Here is a 15475-nt window from a genome sequence, read left to right on the forward strand (position 1 = left end):
TTATTTAAACAATTTAGCAATTGGTGCTTTTACTTTTTTACAATCGTCAACAAACAATTTTGCTACCCTTTCTGCTCCCTGAACATTTAAATGAGTGGAATCCTGTTTTTTATCGGTAAACAAAAACAACGATTTTGATTCTTTTGGCCCCATACCACCAACCAAATTTCGGGTAAGGCTTTCCATATCCACATACATGGTCTTTGTTTCTGTAGCAACCTCTTTGGCAGCTTTTATATAATCGCCATGACTGTCTATAAGGTTTCCTTTTCCATCAAAATGCCTGCGTACTATAGATGAACACAATATAGGTGTTCCTTTATGTTCGCGGGTTTCGGTAATAAATTTTTTAAGGTTGTCTTTATAAGAAGTAAAAGGCTCCGTATGACGATCAGGATTTGGTTTTTGGTCGTTATGCCCAAACTGTATAATAACATAATCACCGGGTTTAATGCTGTCGCACACAGCTTTCCATCGGTTCTCGTTTATAAAACTCAGCGTACTGCGTCCGTTTACGGCATGGTTGTGTACTGTAGCTTTATCATTTACAAGTTTACGTAAACCTTCTCCCCATCCCAATTCCGGAAAAGCATTTTTGCTTTTAGGCGCCATAGTAGAGTCGCCAATCATCCAAATACCTGTAGTCGCAGGTTTCTCCGGTGCTAAAATAGCTGTAGTAAAAATCAGGAGAGCAAATACTTTTATAAAATTCATAATACCTAAGGTTAATGTGTTATAAACTATTTTAAAAATCAGCAATTAAATATAAAAAAAGTAAATCAACACACAATAACAAAATTACTGTGCATTGATTTACAGGATAATTATATAATGTCCGCTACTATATAATAGTTAAGCATTTACATTTTTATAACATTAATAACCAGGGTTTTGCATAGCCTGCTTTTGAGCTGGCGAAAGTGGCACACCTCCCGAAGTAACAAGGTCAAGGAAGGTTTGCGGTATTGGCCTTAACAGGTGTTTGTCCTGAACGTTTGCAGATGCAGTAGGATTATATGCCTGAACTCGTTTTACAAGCGTTTTAGTTCTTGAAAGGTCTTCCCAACGGTGGAACTCTCCACAAAGTTCTCTTGAACGCTCATTCAATAAGAAACACATCATACGGTCGTAATCAGAACTATAGCCAAGCCTTGCAATAACGCGCTCGTCTTCTGTCGGTAAAGCATTGATGTTTGTAACAGCAAGGCTGGTAGCAGCTGTTGTAGTGGCAATGTGAGTAGACTCATAGTATGAATTCTCTGTCATGTATGAGTTGTCATTAGGAACCGATGCAGTTGAAGAAGCAAAGGCTGCACCACCATCTACGTAAGCGGCACGGTTTTCACCTGCTTTAAACGAAGCACGGTCGCGAACTGCATTTATGTAAGTTAAAGCATCGTTGTAAGAACCTGAACCCATTGCAGCTAACTTAATTTTTGCCTCAGCAGCAATCAGATAAGTTTCTGCAGAACGTGCAAGTATCTCGTCACGGAAACCATTAGTTTCATTAATCCCAAGCCTCGAAGCATCAAAGTGTTTAGACAGCGATGGGAAACGTGGCTCTAATGTTAGCAACTGATTTGAGGCATTGTGTGCCACATAAACACTTGGAATGGTTTTGGTAGTTGTAACCGGATTTCCATTTTCCGTAAACGTACGGGTGTAAAGAATGCCCGGGTCGTTATTATACTTCCTTTGTGCAAAGGTATTGTCATTTATATCATTAATCACGTACATAATACCTAGATCACCTTTAACATAGTAGCTTCCTGACGCGTTGTTAAGACGGTGTTTAGTACGGAAACTTTTCCATAAACGCGAATCGTTAACAAGGTCATAATTTTCATACGTATAATATGAAGGAGCCAGCCTGCTGTATGGGCGCATACCTGTAAGGTCCCTTTTCATCATAGGAAGGTCATCATATTTTGAAGCAAACACCACGTGCATAAAGTTTTTGGCAGTAGCACCCGGGTCACTTGTAAACTGAGCTGATAAGATTAGTTCCGGCAGCGATTCGTTGGCACTGTTAGGTGCTGTAAAATTCCAAAGGGCACTGTAATTAGCCGCCAAAGCATGGCGTGATATTACTTCGTCGCAAAGGGTTACCGTCTGATTAAGATCCGCCTGTTTGGTTGAACTGTTCCAGGTGTCGTTAATCTCACTTGCGCGGCTAAGCAATGCTTTAGCAAGATAATGTGCTGCTGCATCTTTAGTAATTTTAGCAGGTGCTCCTGTATTAGCCAACAGGTTGTAAGCCTGTGTAAAATCGGCTACAATCAGGTCATATATTTCCTGAGGTGTAGCACGAGTAAACTCAGTCTCTACCGTAGTTGTAACGTTTGTTTTTAAAGGCACGCCTCCAAATTGCCTAACTAAGCGCAGGTAGCTGTATGCCCTGAAAAAATAGCCTTCTCCTAAAGCAGTTTGTTTAATAGCTGTACTGGTAGAAGAGCTTTCTGTTGCATATTTAATGATCTGGTTCGCAATATGGATACCCAGATAAGTATCATCCCATTGGCGCTCCATGCTTATGGTATTACTGTTAATAGCATTTATCCTCGACTGAAATGCTACAGTATAATTGTTCCATACACCGTTAGAGTCATCCCCCCCTATTACAAATTCATCTGTCCCGGAGTTCATAGAGGTCATCATTACCTCTCCGGCAAAGGGAACAGCAAACATACGGTAATATCCTCCTATTACTAATGATTGTATACCTTCATCTGTTTTATAATAATCTGTATTTCGTTGCGTAGTAAGCTCTTCGTCAAGAAAGTCGTCATGGCACGATTGCGTAAGACCCATAGCAGCTACAAGCAGTGCTATGTTGATACCCTTAATTAATATTTTACGTGTTTTCATACTGTTTTTTTTAAATCTTAGAATTCAAAGTTAAGCCCAGAAACAAAGCCTCTGTTAAAAATAGCATTGTTTACATCCATGTCCCTAAAGTCTATTGCAGAATAGATCATTCCCGGGTTAAGCGCCTGCACGTACAGCCTTAAACTACTGATTTTTAATTTATCTGTTATCGATTTAGGGAAATTATACCCTAAAGATATGTTTCTTATTTTAATAAACGTAGCATCCTCATAACCTAAACTTGTAGCATAAGGGTCTCCTGTTCCTGAAGTATAGATTGGCTTTTGGTAATCAGAATTCTGATTTATCTCTGTATAATAGTTTAATTGTCTTTGGTTGTAGCGTCCTGTTAGAGCCTCCCCACCTGCATTATACATATATTTCAGCCTACCATAAAGGAATATTGAAAGCTCTATACCTTTATATTTAAAGGTATTGGTCATACCCACAACATATTTTGGCATGGTGTTACCTACAATTGTACGGTCGTTGTTTTCATCTATTTTATAGTCGCCATTTAAATCTGCCGGCCTTGCGTTACCTGCTGAGAATGTGTGACCATTAGCATTAAACCTTGCCATTTCGGCAGCATCTTCAGGTTTCCATATACCATTAGACTTATAACCGTAAATTACACCTAACTGCTCACCGATAAACCAGTTGTTCTGAATATCATCAAACTTACCTGTAGAAAGCGTTACAATTTCATTATCCTGTGTAGAGGCACTTAATGTAGTATCCCAAGAAAAGTTTCCTGTATCTATATTAACAGTATTAAGTGTAAGCTCTAAACCATTACTTTTTGTTTCACCAACGTTTGCAATGGTAGTTGTATAACCCGTTACAGAAGGGATGTTTTTAGTTAAAAGCAAATCAGTAGTATGTGCAGTAAAATAGTCTAACTGACCTGATATCCTGTTACCAAAGAATGAGAAGTCAACACCAACGTTATAGGCAGTGGTTTTCTCCCATGTAAGATCCTGATTGGCAAGAGCTGTATTTGTTACCGTACCGGCATTAAGTCCAGGCCCTGTTGGATAAAATAATGGAGAAAGCGGGCCTTTTGTAGAGTAGGCATCAATAGCAGAGTTACCTGTAGAACCCACCTCTAAACGCAGTTTTAAATTATCAAGCCAGTTTACATCCTGAAGGAAGCTCTCTTTTTTAATAGTCCAGCCTAAAGCCGCACTTGGGAAGAAGCCCCATTTGTCTCCGTCAGCTAGCTGAGACACACCATCATAACGACCAGATGCTGTAAAATCATAGCGATCATTAAAAGAGTAGTTTATACGCCCCATGTAAGAATATATCTGTCTTTCTGTTAAACCAGAACCCCATGATAAAAGAGCAACGTTTGAATTAGTTAAAGCATCCCACTTTTGATCTGAATAAGGTATGTTGTTTGCAGCAGAGCTGTTATACTCATATTTAAATTTGGTTTCACTTTGCAGTAACGTAAGGTCAAATTTATGTCTTCCAATCTGCTTGTCATAAAAGATAAGGTGATCTAAAGTATAAGACAGGTTGTTGTTAGCGTTAAGCGACGCATAGCTTGTTCCTGAACGTACTACTGAAAGCTTATCAAGGTAAAGACCATTTCGGTTGAATGACATATCCGGACCGAAGTTAACCCTATATTTTAAACCTGCCAACGGCGACCAAATTTTACCAAAATCTAACTGTCCGTAAAAACTGGCAAATATCCTGGTATTTACACGCTCGTCAAAAGAGTAATTTACCTCATCAATCACAGTCCTTACACCATCATCTCCACCAGGGAATATAATACGGTTTCCGGCATCATCATAAGGTAGTGCATAGCTAAATACAGCACGTGCAGTATCATACAAACTACCCGCAGTACTCACACTACGACCCGCCTCAGACTGTCCGTAGTTTTGCACACCATAGCTTCCGTTCATAGTACCTCCAAAAGAGAACCAATCCACCGGGTTAATATCAACACTTACTTTTCCTGTATAGCGCTCGTATGCCTGCCCTATAACTGTACCTTTACTGTCAAGGTAACCAAAAGATCCAAATGCTTTTACCTTATCAGAACCTCCGCTCACGTTAAGTGTGTACTGATTGGTTACACCAGTTTGTGTAACATAGTCTGTCCAGTCTTTAGACTGCACTCTTGATCCGTCCCATGTTCCTGTTTCCCAACCTCTGGCAATATTTGCAAATGCTGTTGGATCAGCAGTGGCATTAAATATAGCCTGGTCGTTTGCAAGTGTAGGCTGGTCACCCCTTGGAAAAGTAACAGGATTTTCATAGTATCTTGCCCAACGCCTAAAAGTTATGTAATCTGAAGCATTCATCATAGGCGCAAGATTGTCAATATTTTCTATGGTGGTAGCATAATTAAGGTTAACAGTAAATTTACCGTTCTTACCTTTTTTAGTAGTTACAATTACAACACCATTAGCACCGCGCGAGCCATAAATAGCAGTTGCAGACGGACCTTTAAGAATGTCTATAGCCTCAATATCAAGAGGGTTTATATTATCTATACCGCCTGATATTAACGGAATACCATCCACAACATAAAGCGGGCTGTTTGAAGCCGTTAACGAACGTACACCACGAATGTTAATAGACCCCATTGTACCCGGACGCTCGTTTGAAGTAATATCTACACCCGCAGCTTTACCCTGAATGGCCTGAAGCGCATTGTTTACCGGCCTTGACGCTATTTCTTTAGCGCTTACACTGGTAATTGCACCTGTAACATCCGATTTCTTTTTTTGTCCATAACCAACAACAACAACTTCTTCAAGTTCTGCCGCATCATCCTTTAAAGATACACTATAGGTTGTTTGGCTACCCACTGTAATTTCCTGTGTTTGCATACCCACAAAAGAAAATACCAAAACGTTGCCCTGGGCAACTTCGATAGAAAATTTACCATCAACATCAGTCTGAACACCTGTGCTGGTGCCTTTTACAAGCACGTTTGCACCCGGTATAGGTAAATTATTAGAATCTACTACTGTTCCGCTAACTGTCTTGCCCTGCGCAAACGAAATAGCAGGTAAGAGCGTCATGAACAGCACCAGTAATCTGAAAAAAAAGCAACTTGTAGTTTTTTTCATAAGTTCATAATTTATTAGTCTATAAAATAAATATCTCGTAGTAAAATTAACTTTTAGATAAGCTTTCACTATCCTGTGCTGTCCTGTTAGAAGTTATTTTTGCAACCGATTACATCGTTTTAGTTAATTTTAAGAATGTAAAATGCTCTAAACCACCCGTAAACACTGGGAATGCAGTTTACAACGTTTTCGTAATAAAAAACTAAACCTGTATGATTATTTAGCTATTTTGAGTATAAACACGCTTGAAAATTCAGTTAAAACACTTCTAAACTCGTCGTGATCGGGTAAATAAATCACAAAAAAAGAAAGTTTTTACACTAATCTGATAATTTTACAAGGGTAATAAAACAGATAATGTAATTGCATTTACCATATTTAAATACAGATGTAATGATCAGTTTATATATAGAAAATGCCCTGTAAAGTAACTTTTACAGGGCATTTTCTATGTATGTCTTAAAAGTGGATTATAATAATCCAGCCCGTTTCAGCAAAGCATCGGGTTTAGGTTCCTGTCCCCTAAAGCGTTTGTACAGTTCCATTGGATGCTCAGTCCCCCCTTTAGAAAGCACATTGTCTTTAAAACTTTTGGCAACTTCTTTATTGAAAATACCTTTTTCTTTAAAGTATTCAAAAGCATCGGCATCCAATACCTCAGCCCATTTATAGCTGTAATATCCTGATGAATACCCCCCCTGAAATATATGGCTAAAAGCGGTGCTCATAGCATTCTCTGCCACGTCAGGATATAGCTGTGTGGCGGCAAACTGTGTCGTTTCAAAATCTTTAAGATTTGCAATACCGGAAGGGTCTTCGCTATGCCAGCCCATATCGAGCAGGCCAAAGCTCAGTTGGCGCAGGGTAGCAATGCCCTCCTGAAAACTGGCGCTTTCTTTTATTTTGGTTATATATTCTATAGGTATTACCTCATCCGTTTGATAGTGGCGCGCAAAAAGCTCCAGTGCTTCCGGCTCATAGCACCAGTTTTCCATAACCTGGCTTGGTAGCTCTACAAAGTCCCAGTACACACTGGTGCCAGATAAACTTGGGTACACTGTATCGGCCAGCATGCCGTGCAGCGCATGCCCAAACTCGTGGAATAATGTAGTAACCTCATTAAACGTAAGCAACGATGGCTTGGTAGCCGTAGGCTTGGTAAAGTTGCACACTATAGATACATGCGGACGCTCGTTAATACCACCTTTTACATACTGCGATTTATACGATGTCATCCAGGCACCGTTGCGTTTGCCCTTGCGCGGAAAGAAGTCGGCATAAAAAATGGCAACAAGGTTGCTGCTTTCATCATACACCTCATAGGTAGTTACATCGGGATGGTATTTGTCTATATCCTGAACCTCTTTAAAGCTAAGGCCAAACAGTATACCCGCTATGGTAAAGGCACCATTAAGCACATTTTCGAGCTTAAAGTAAGGTTTCAGTTTTTCGTCGTCGAGGTTAAACAGTTTCTGCTTTAATTTTTCAGAATAGTAGGCACCATCCCATTTTTCTAACGTTTCTATACCGTCCAGCTCCTTGGCAAAGGCTGCCAGTTCTGCAAACTCGCGCTGTGCAGCAGGGCGCGCCTTATCGAGCAGGTTGTTTAAAAAAGCCTTTACCTTTACAGGGCTTTCTGCCATGCGCTCTTCAAGCACAAAATCAGCATGCGATGCATATCCCAAAAGATTGGCACGCTCGTGGCGCAGCTTAACTATTTGCAGTACTATTTCGCTGTTGTCGTGTTCATTGCCTTTAAAGGCACGTGCTCCAAAGGCAATGGCTATTTGTTTGCGCAGTTCACGGTTATCGATATAGGTAACAAACGGCATATAGCTTGGATAATCAAGTGTGAATATCCAACCCTCTTTATCTTCGGCTTTGGCCAGTTCGTGTGCGGCTTCTACAGCACCTTCAGGCAGGCCGCTAAGGTCTTTTTCATCGGTTATATGCAACTGGTAGGCATGGGTTTCTGCCAGTACATTTTCTCCAAACTGCAGGCTTAGCTTAGAAAGCTCCTTATCAATTTCGCGCAGCTTCGCTTTTTTATCTTCGGGCAGGTTGGCACCATTGCGGCTAAAGCTTTTATAGTTTTTTATAAGCAGCATAGCCTGCTCCGGTGTAAGGTTAAGTGTGTCTTTAGCTTCAAACACAGCCTTTACCCTTCCAAAAAGTTTGGTGTTAAGGCGCACGTCGTTGCCAAACTCCGACAGTAAGGGCGAAATCTCTACCGCTATTTTTTGTATCTCATCATTCGTTTCGGCAGAATGCAGGTTAAAGAATATCGACGAAGCACGTTCTAACACATCGCCACTGTAAGACATGGCCTCAATCGTGTTTTCAAACGTGGGCTCTTCGGGATTATTGGCAATCGCATCTACCTCCTGTCGGGCTATTGCTATGCCGTCTTTAAGGGCTGGTAAAAAATCTTCGGTGGTAATGCCGTTAAAAGGCGCGGTATCGTGTTTTGTAGTAAACTTTTGTGTGAGTAGGTTCATAGTGTTGATATCAGATACGTCCGTAATATTTGCGTATCTCTTTAGTAATTGATTTAAAACTGCTGCGATTATCAAAAACGGTTACGACTTCTATTTCGTTGTTTTTGATACGGTATAAAAATGAGGTTTGTTTGGTAACGATGCAAAGATGCAGATTATAAAAGTGTTTTGATTTAATACAACTTTCGGGAAATTCTGACACCTGATATAATTTTTCATCCAGTTGCAGCCTGAAATTATCTTTGACCTTAACAGACCATTCGTCAATTAAATAATTGAACAATAGTAAAAGTTTCTTTTCTGCAAGAGGTGAAAAATAGAAATTATATCTCAAGGCAATTTCTTTTTAAGGTCTTCCCACGAAATACGCTCTCCCCTGTCTAACTGCTCAATACCATATTGTACTTCAAGCTTTTGATCTTCTGTCAGTTCATCATAAAAGTCTCTTTTTTCTTTGGTGATTAGCTTGCGCACTTTTTCTATTAGTTTTGAATCCTCTAAATCAAGTATCATTTTAGCCAGTTCTATTTTTGAAGCCTGAATATCCATACTGCTTTTATTTAAAATATTTCGGATAATGTTTATGCATATTCTCATTTACAACTTCATGTGAAACAGTCTCTCCTCTTTCCACCTGCGCAAGAGCCTCATCAATAGCTCTCATTTGATCATTGCTTAAGCCATATTCATTTGAAACAAGTTCCTGAATTTTCTCAATCAGCGAAGCACTTTCTGTTTCCAGTATTGTCTTAGCCAGTTCTATTTTTGCAGCCTGAATATCCATAGCATTGTCATTTACTTTCAAATGTACAAAAACTATTCCGAATGCATAACCGCAACGTTTGTCAAACAACGTAAAAAAAAACCAGCCTGCAGAGACTGGTTCATACTTATTACTTAAGGCTTTCGCCGGCTTTAATCACGGCTTCTTTTAAACCATGCTTGTAGGCTATAATTTTTGCCTGAACTAATTTGTCGTGACTACCCAAAATTTGTGCGGCAAGTATGCCTGCATTTTTTGCACCGTTTAGTGCCACAGTTGCTACAGGCACGCCGCCCGGCATTTGAAGGATAGACAGCACGCTGTCCCACCCGTCTATACTGTTGCTTGATTTTACCGGCACACCTATAATCGGCAGCGGGCTCATACTGGCCACCATGCCCGGCAGGTGGGCGGCACCGCCTGCACCGGCTATAATAACGCTGATGCCGTTAATGTGCGCCGTTGTGCTAAACTCAAAAAGCTTCTCGGGCGTGCGGTGTGCAGATACTATATCTACAACAGTTTCTACACCAAATTCTTTTAATATATCTATGGCATCCTGCATTACCGGCATATCGCTAATGCTGCCCATTATTACTGCTACTTTCATTTTTCGTTTAGCCCCCTAACCCCCAAAGGGGGAATTCCTGCAGGGGTAACAGGCTTATAATTCATAACTGTTTTCAATACGCTACTCCCCCTTTGGGGGCTGGGGGGCTGCTATAACCCTAATGTTATTTTTAACCTCTTCGGCTATTTTACGGGCTTTGGTTATATCCTGGTTCACTATGGTAACATGCCCCATTTTCCTGAAAGGCCTTGTTTGCTTTTTACCGTATATATGTGGCGTAACGCCGTCGCGACCTAATATATTTTCGATATTTTCATACACCACATTACCGCTATGGCCTTCGGCACCCACAAGGTTTACCATAATTCCGGCTGCCTTGCTGTCGGTATTGCCTAAGGGCAGATTTAATATGGCACGCAGGTGCTGCTCAAACTGCGATGTATAGCTGGCTTCTATAGAATAATGCCCGCTGTTGTGCGGCCTTGGGGCAACTTCATTAACTAAAATTTGGTCATCTTCAGTTTGGAACATCTCTACGGCAAGCAGGCCCACATGGTTAAATTTCTCCGACACTTTCAGGGCAATGCCACGGGCATTGTTAGCCACGGCATCGTCTATACGGGCAGGACAAATAACATATTCCACCTGATTGGCCTCCGGGTGAAATTCCATTTCTACCACAGGGTAGGTTTTTATTTCGCCATCAGGGTTGCGTGCCACTATAACGGCAAGTTCATTTTTAAATGGCACCATAAGCTCTGCAATGCACTGCACATCGGGCAGGCCGTTAAAGCTTTCTGCATTGCGAATAACCTTTACCCCGTTGCCGTCATAACCTCCTTCGGTGCTTTTCCAAACAAAAGGCATGGTTACCTCTTCGTTTTCTACGGCAAGCTTCAGGTCGGTTAATGTTTCAAAACGCTTGTAAGGAGCAGTGGGAATATCGTTATCAATATAAAAATCTTTCTGCACGCCCTTATTTTTTATCAGCTTAAGTGTTTTGGGCGACGGGTACACCTTTACACCTTCGGCTTCCAGCTTTTCGAGCGCTTCAACATTAACATGCTCAATTTCAAAAGTAAGCACATCTGCCTGTTTGCCAAAATTGTAAACGGTGTCAAAATCCATAAGGCTGCCCAAAAAGAATTTGTTGCTGCCTATTTTACAGGGAGCATCATCACTTGGGTCGAGCACATAGGTTTGAATATCAAATTTTCGGGTTTCGGTAAGGAGCATCTTGCCAAGCTGGCCCCCACCCAAAATCCCTAATTTAAAATCAGAAGAAAAATAGTTCATTACAGCGTGTTGTTTGAAACGCCAAAGATACTGAAAAAATCAGGGTAATAATAAGCCACTAATTACACGAATTTGCACGAACAATTTTCTATCAAAATACAGGTTAGAAACCTGATGTGTTTTCAATCTTAAATTAAGCTATGGTTTATATACCAAAGAAAGCACTCCGGTTTCATAGGTTTTACTTTTAAGCAGTTTCATATCGAGCCATTCTGTACTGTCGGGCAAAAAGTGTTTGCCTGTACCCACAAAAGCAGGTGATACCGTAAGGTGAAACTCATCTGCAAGACCAGCTTCTACAAGCGTTTTACATAGCGTGAGGCTGCCCCACAAAATAATATCTTTACCTTCCTGCTGCTTTAGGTTTTGCACATACTGTACAGCGTCGGTATTTACAACCGTGGCAGGGTTCCACCTGCCCCATGGCGCATTTACCATTGTTGATGAAAAAACAAACTTAGGTGTACTGTTAAGCATAGGTGCTATAGCTTCTTTATCGGGGTCAGCATCGGGCCAGTAGTCTAAAAACATGCGGTAGGTATTGACACCTAACAGTATAGCATCTATACTTTCCATAAGTTTTAGCTGGTCGCTTTCCCAACCCTGATTGTAATCCGGAAACTCAAAAAAAGCCGTTGTGCCATCGCTGTCGGTAGCAAAGCCGTCCGCCGATATCCATTGCTGTACAATTAGCTTCCTCATAACTCCTGGTTTTTACATTTTGCTACTAATAAATTTACCAAACATTTAAACACACCTGTATTAATACCTTGTGAAAGTTTTGAAGCGACGCTCTCAGCTTAAATTTCCTGTACTATTTTTCACATAAGTTTAGCATTTTATAGCCTAAGTATTACAGATTTATATTCGTATTTTAGAGGTTCCTTTGATATGCCTGTTAACCTAAAAACGAAAATACATGAGACTATCTGTAGAAAGAAAGCCCGTAAAGGTATTGCCGGATACCAAACGCGTTATAGCACGCTACTTTTTTAACGGCGAGGAACGCGCTGTAGAGCTTATAAAAAAGATACTGGCATTAGGCAAAGAAGAAACCTTTGCACTTGTTTCTCCGTTGCTTCAGGACTTTTCCAAACGTCACCGCAACATTACGCGCAAGTTGCTGCGCAATGCAGAGCGTGTAAAAAAATATGTAAAACAGGCAGGCTTTGAGTTTGAAAAACTGGACGAAGACTGCAAACTGCTTATAGGTTCTTACTTTACTCACGAATATTCTATAGAGTCGGCTGCTTTTTTTAACCCCTCCATAGTTCCGGATCCGGATCAGAGCAACCTCGAAGAGGGGCAGCTGCGCGTTATTATAAGCTTTAGGGCGGTGGGTGAAGGACACGTGTCGTCGGTAGTTTTCCGCCGGGCCATTATAGACCGCAATAACGACATTACTGTTATACCTGCCGGAAATTATATAGACGAGGCCGAAAAAGTACACAACGTAATGTACCAGAAAAGGCTGTTCCTTAAAAAAGCCGAAGAGGCCGATATTAACGATGAATTTATAAACTCGGTAGTAGACAGTCTCGACGACCGTTTTAACTACGAGCAGCTTAAGGCACTTATAAATGAGGAAAGGGGAAAAACCAGCGACATAAAAACCCTGAAACAGTACAACCTTATACTAGCACTGAGCGACAGCTACAGGCGTATAAGCTTTAGCAGGGATACCGATATTAGCGACAGGGTTATTTTCCCGATATCCGACTTTGAAAGCAAAGGTATTGAAGACGCCCGTTTTGTATTGTTTACTGACGAAAACGGCAAAAAAACCTACTATGCCACTTACACCGCCTACGACGGGGTGCACATTATGCCCAAGCTGCTAAAAACCTACGACTTTTATGATTTTAAAACCAGCCCGCTTAACGGTGAGGGTGCCAAGAATAAAAACCTGGCGCTGTTTCCACGGAAGATAAACGGCAGGTTTGCCATGCTGTCGCGCATAGACGGATGGAACAACTATCTTATGTACAGCGACAATATAAACGAGTGGGACGACCCGGTTAAAATTCAGTGTCCTGAATATCCTTGGGAGTTTGTACAGATAGGCAATTGTGGATCACCTATAGAAACCGAATACGGCTGGCTGGTCATAACCCACTCGGTAGGCTCAATGAGACGCTACAGCATTGGAGCATCGTTATTAGACTTAGATGATCCTTCGAAAGAAATAGGCCGCCTTAAAGACCCGCTTATTGTGCCCAACCCGGATGAGCGCGAGGGCTACGTGCCAAACGTAGTGTATTCCTGCGGTTCTATAGTGCATAACGATGAACTCATAATACCCTATGGCCTTAGCGACCACAGCTCTGGCTTTGCCACCGTAAAGCTGCAAACATTACTGGACAGGCTGAGGAACGGAGGATAGTTTTTAGATTATTGGATGTAAGATTATTAGATATAGGAAACCCCGGAGTTTGTGGCTTCGGGGTTTTGCTGTTATTAACTTTTGATTTTAATTTTAGTATCCTTACTAATTGCCGTGGCAGGGATTATTATCGCATCATCGGAAGTTGTTGCACTACCAGAGTCACCATCCGATTCGCCGGAGGCCGATTCAGACTGGGGTGTTTCTGTATTTTCTGTAGTTTGCGCAGCAGGGGTTTTGGCGCTTGCTTTTGATTTAGCGGAACCTGAAGAACCATTGGTAGACTTTTTACCGTCAAACACAGTATATGTTAAAGAGATAAACCCTCCTGACTTGAAAGGTCTCCGGTACTCAAGATCTTGAGTAGACACATAAGATACCAAAGTATTATATAGTTCCGACTTTAATTCCTTTACCCTCACAAATGAAATACCGCCCGTTAGGTTAAATTGCTTATCCTGCCCAAAAAACAATGACACCCCCGCAAAATAAGCAATTTGAGGATCATCATTTATTGTTGCCCCTGCACCAATAGATGGGCCTATACCAAAAAATTCAGACAACTTTATACCAAAATTAGCAAAACCTGCAATGCCCACAGGAGCACTTTCATTTCCCGTAGAAACTAATTTATAACCCGATGATTCATTAATAGTTCCTGTCTCTACAACTGGTTGCCTTTGCCAGCCATATTGTTCAGAAGTCAATTTGCTGCCAATACCAACAAATGGGCCGGTACCAAAACTATAAAACCATTTATTTCTTACTCTTAATTTCACGCTTAATTCACTACTGTAAAGTGGTAGCCCCTTGAAAGGAGAAGAATCAGCAACTTCTGATGGTGTTATGTCAATATTTAAAGAAAGTTCATTACCAAAAGCAAAAATCGGTGGGCTTGTATATTCAAAATTTGTAGCTACAAAATTATTGCTAAAATAGACCAACTCTAACATTTTCTCGTCGGTTAGATTATCAAGAAAAGCTTTGAAATCGTCGAGTTCTTTTTTTAAGGTTTTTTTGTCATTTATAGATTTTTCGGCGACTGCTATCTGTTCCTTCAGACCGGCAATTTCACTGTTAATTTTATCTATGTTTTTCTTATGATTGTTTTTTTTGACCTTATCTTTTTCTTTGTCAAACAAATCCGATTCTTTCTTTAAACCTTCTTCTTTTTGCTTTAATGCTGTTTCATGCTTTTCTAATTGTTTAGTTTCGAATTCTAACAAAGTATTATTTTCAGCGTTCAAACTGCTATACTTCAACCTTAAATCAAACAATTTTTCTGATAAATTTTTAAATTCATCAAAATTTATAGATTCACAACAATCAACATCAACAGGACAAATGGAATTTGCTTTAATCGTATTTACAATTAAAGTATTGTAACTATCTTTAAAATCAACATAAGCATCAATAAAGTCATTTTCAATTTTAATAATGATTTTTTTGTTGGATTTATTATCTTGAATGGTATCACCGTCTGTACTTGCCTCAGAACCTCCACTTCCAGGTAAATTTTCTACATCTCTGTTTGAGTTTAATTTAGAGAAATCAAAACCATTACCTAAAAAAAACTGTTTAAACAAAGTAGGCTCCTCACTGCTGAACACAATATCATCTGCACTAACCTTAACATCATACAAATATCTGTTGATATTTATAATCTTTATTTGAAACTCCTCATTGTACCTCACCTTAATATCTTTAAGGCTTTTTACCTGCTTACTATTATAATAAAAGTGTTTACAGTTAAAATCATAAACTAACACATTTTCGTCATTAGGGCAGTCTGAACAATCTTTGTAAAGCCTTTTTTGCGCAGATGACTCAGCAAAAAACAAAAGAAATGCTAACATAAAAAATAAATATCTTTTCATAATTTAAAATTTTAGATTCCAACAAACCACAAACATTTTTAACAGAAAAAAAATACCTATTAATAGGTATTTTACTCTCATTGTCAAATAATTAAAAACTTTCATTTATTTTTGAAACTTC

12 protein-coding genes are annotated in these 15475 nt (G+C 40.0%); 1 reads left to right on the plus strand and 11 read right to left on the minus strand.

Annotated features, from left to right (window positions below):
- From GR160_RS06385 to GR160_RS06430, 10 genes are all read right to left on the minus strand, one after another.
- Entirely contained in the window at nt 1-714 is a 714-nt protein-coding gene (locus tag GR160_RS06385) for a rhamnogalacturonan acetylesterase (protein ID WP_160749036.1), read from the minus strand.
- 162 nt (nt 715-876) lie between these two features.
- A complete protein-coding gene (locus tag GR160_RS06390) occupies nt 877-2868 on the minus strand; it encodes a RagB/SusD family nutrient uptake outer membrane protein (RefSeq protein WP_160749037.1) in 1992 nt (663 codons plus the stop codon).
- Between the two features lie 17 nt (nt 2869-2885).
- Entirely contained in the window at nt 2886-5966 is a 3081-nt protein-coding gene (locus tag GR160_RS06395; RefSeq protein WP_160749038.1) for a TonB-dependent receptor, read from the minus strand.
- A gap of 470 nt (nt 5967-6436) precedes the next feature.
- Nucleotides 6437-8464, minus strand: coding sequence for a M3 family metallopeptidase (locus GR160_RS06400; RefSeq protein WP_160749039.1), 2028 nt, complete (start codon nt 8462-8464; stop codon nt 6437-6439).
- A 10-nt stretch (nt 8465-8474) separates the two neighbouring features.
- On the minus strand, nt 8475-8798 hold the full coding sequence (locus GR160_RS06405) for a type II toxin-antitoxin system RelE/ParE family toxin (RefSeq protein ID WP_160749040.1): 324 nt from the start codon (nt 8796-8798) through the stop codon (nt 8475-8477).
- The gene (locus GR160_RS06410) at nt 8795-9013 is read right to left on the minus strand and encodes a hypothetical protein (protein WP_160749041.1); all 219 of its coding nucleotides are present in this window, start codon (nt 9011-9013) and stop codon (nt 8795-8797) included. The genes GR160_RS06405 and GR160_RS06410 overlap by 4 nt, the downstream gene beginning before the upstream one ends.
- Before the next feature lie 7 nt (nt 9014-9020).
- A complete protein-coding gene (locus GR160_RS06415) occupies nt 9021-9248 on the minus strand; it encodes a hypothetical protein (protein WP_160749042.1) in 228 nt (75 codons plus the stop codon).
- Nucleotides 9249-9357: 109 nt separating this feature from the next.
- A complete protein-coding gene (purE, locus tag GR160_RS06420) occupies nt 9358-9837 on the minus strand; it encodes a 5-(carboxyamino)imidazole ribonucleotide mutase (RefSeq protein ID WP_160749043.1) in 480 nt (159 codons plus the stop codon).
- Nucleotides 9838-9918: 81 nt separating this feature from the next.
- Nucleotides 9919-11094, minus strand: coding sequence for a 5-(carboxyamino)imidazole ribonucleotide synthase (locus GR160_RS06425; protein WP_160749044.1), 1176 nt, complete (start codon nt 11092-11094; stop codon nt 9919-9921).
- 138 nt (nt 11095-11232) lie between these two features.
- Nucleotides 11233-11796, minus strand: a complete 564-nt coding sequence (locus GR160_RS06430; protein WP_160749045.1) for a dihydrofolate reductase family protein — start codon at nt 11794-11796, stop codon at nt 11233-11235.
- A gap of 217 nt (nt 11797-12013) precedes the next feature.
- Between GR160_RS06430 and GR160_RS06435 the strand changes: the two genes are divergently transcribed.
- Nucleotides 12014-13477, plus strand: a complete 1464-nt coding sequence (locus GR160_RS06435; protein WP_160749046.1) for a glycoside hydrolase family 130 protein — start codon at nt 12014-12016, stop codon at nt 13475-13477.
- Between the two features lie 74 nt (nt 13478-13551).
- Here the strand turns inward: GR160_RS06435 and GR160_RS06440 are convergent, their stop codons facing one another.
- Nucleotides 13552-15354, minus strand: a complete 1803-nt coding sequence (locus tag GR160_RS06440) for a hypothetical protein (protein ID WP_160749047.1) — start codon at nt 15352-15354, stop codon at nt 13552-13554.
- Nucleotides 15355-15475 lie beyond the last annotated feature (121 nt).

Source organism: Flavobacterium sp. Sd200 (assembly GCF_009826935.1).
GTDB lineage: Bacteria > Bacteroidota > Bacteroidia > Flavobacteriales > Flavobacteriaceae > Flavobacterium.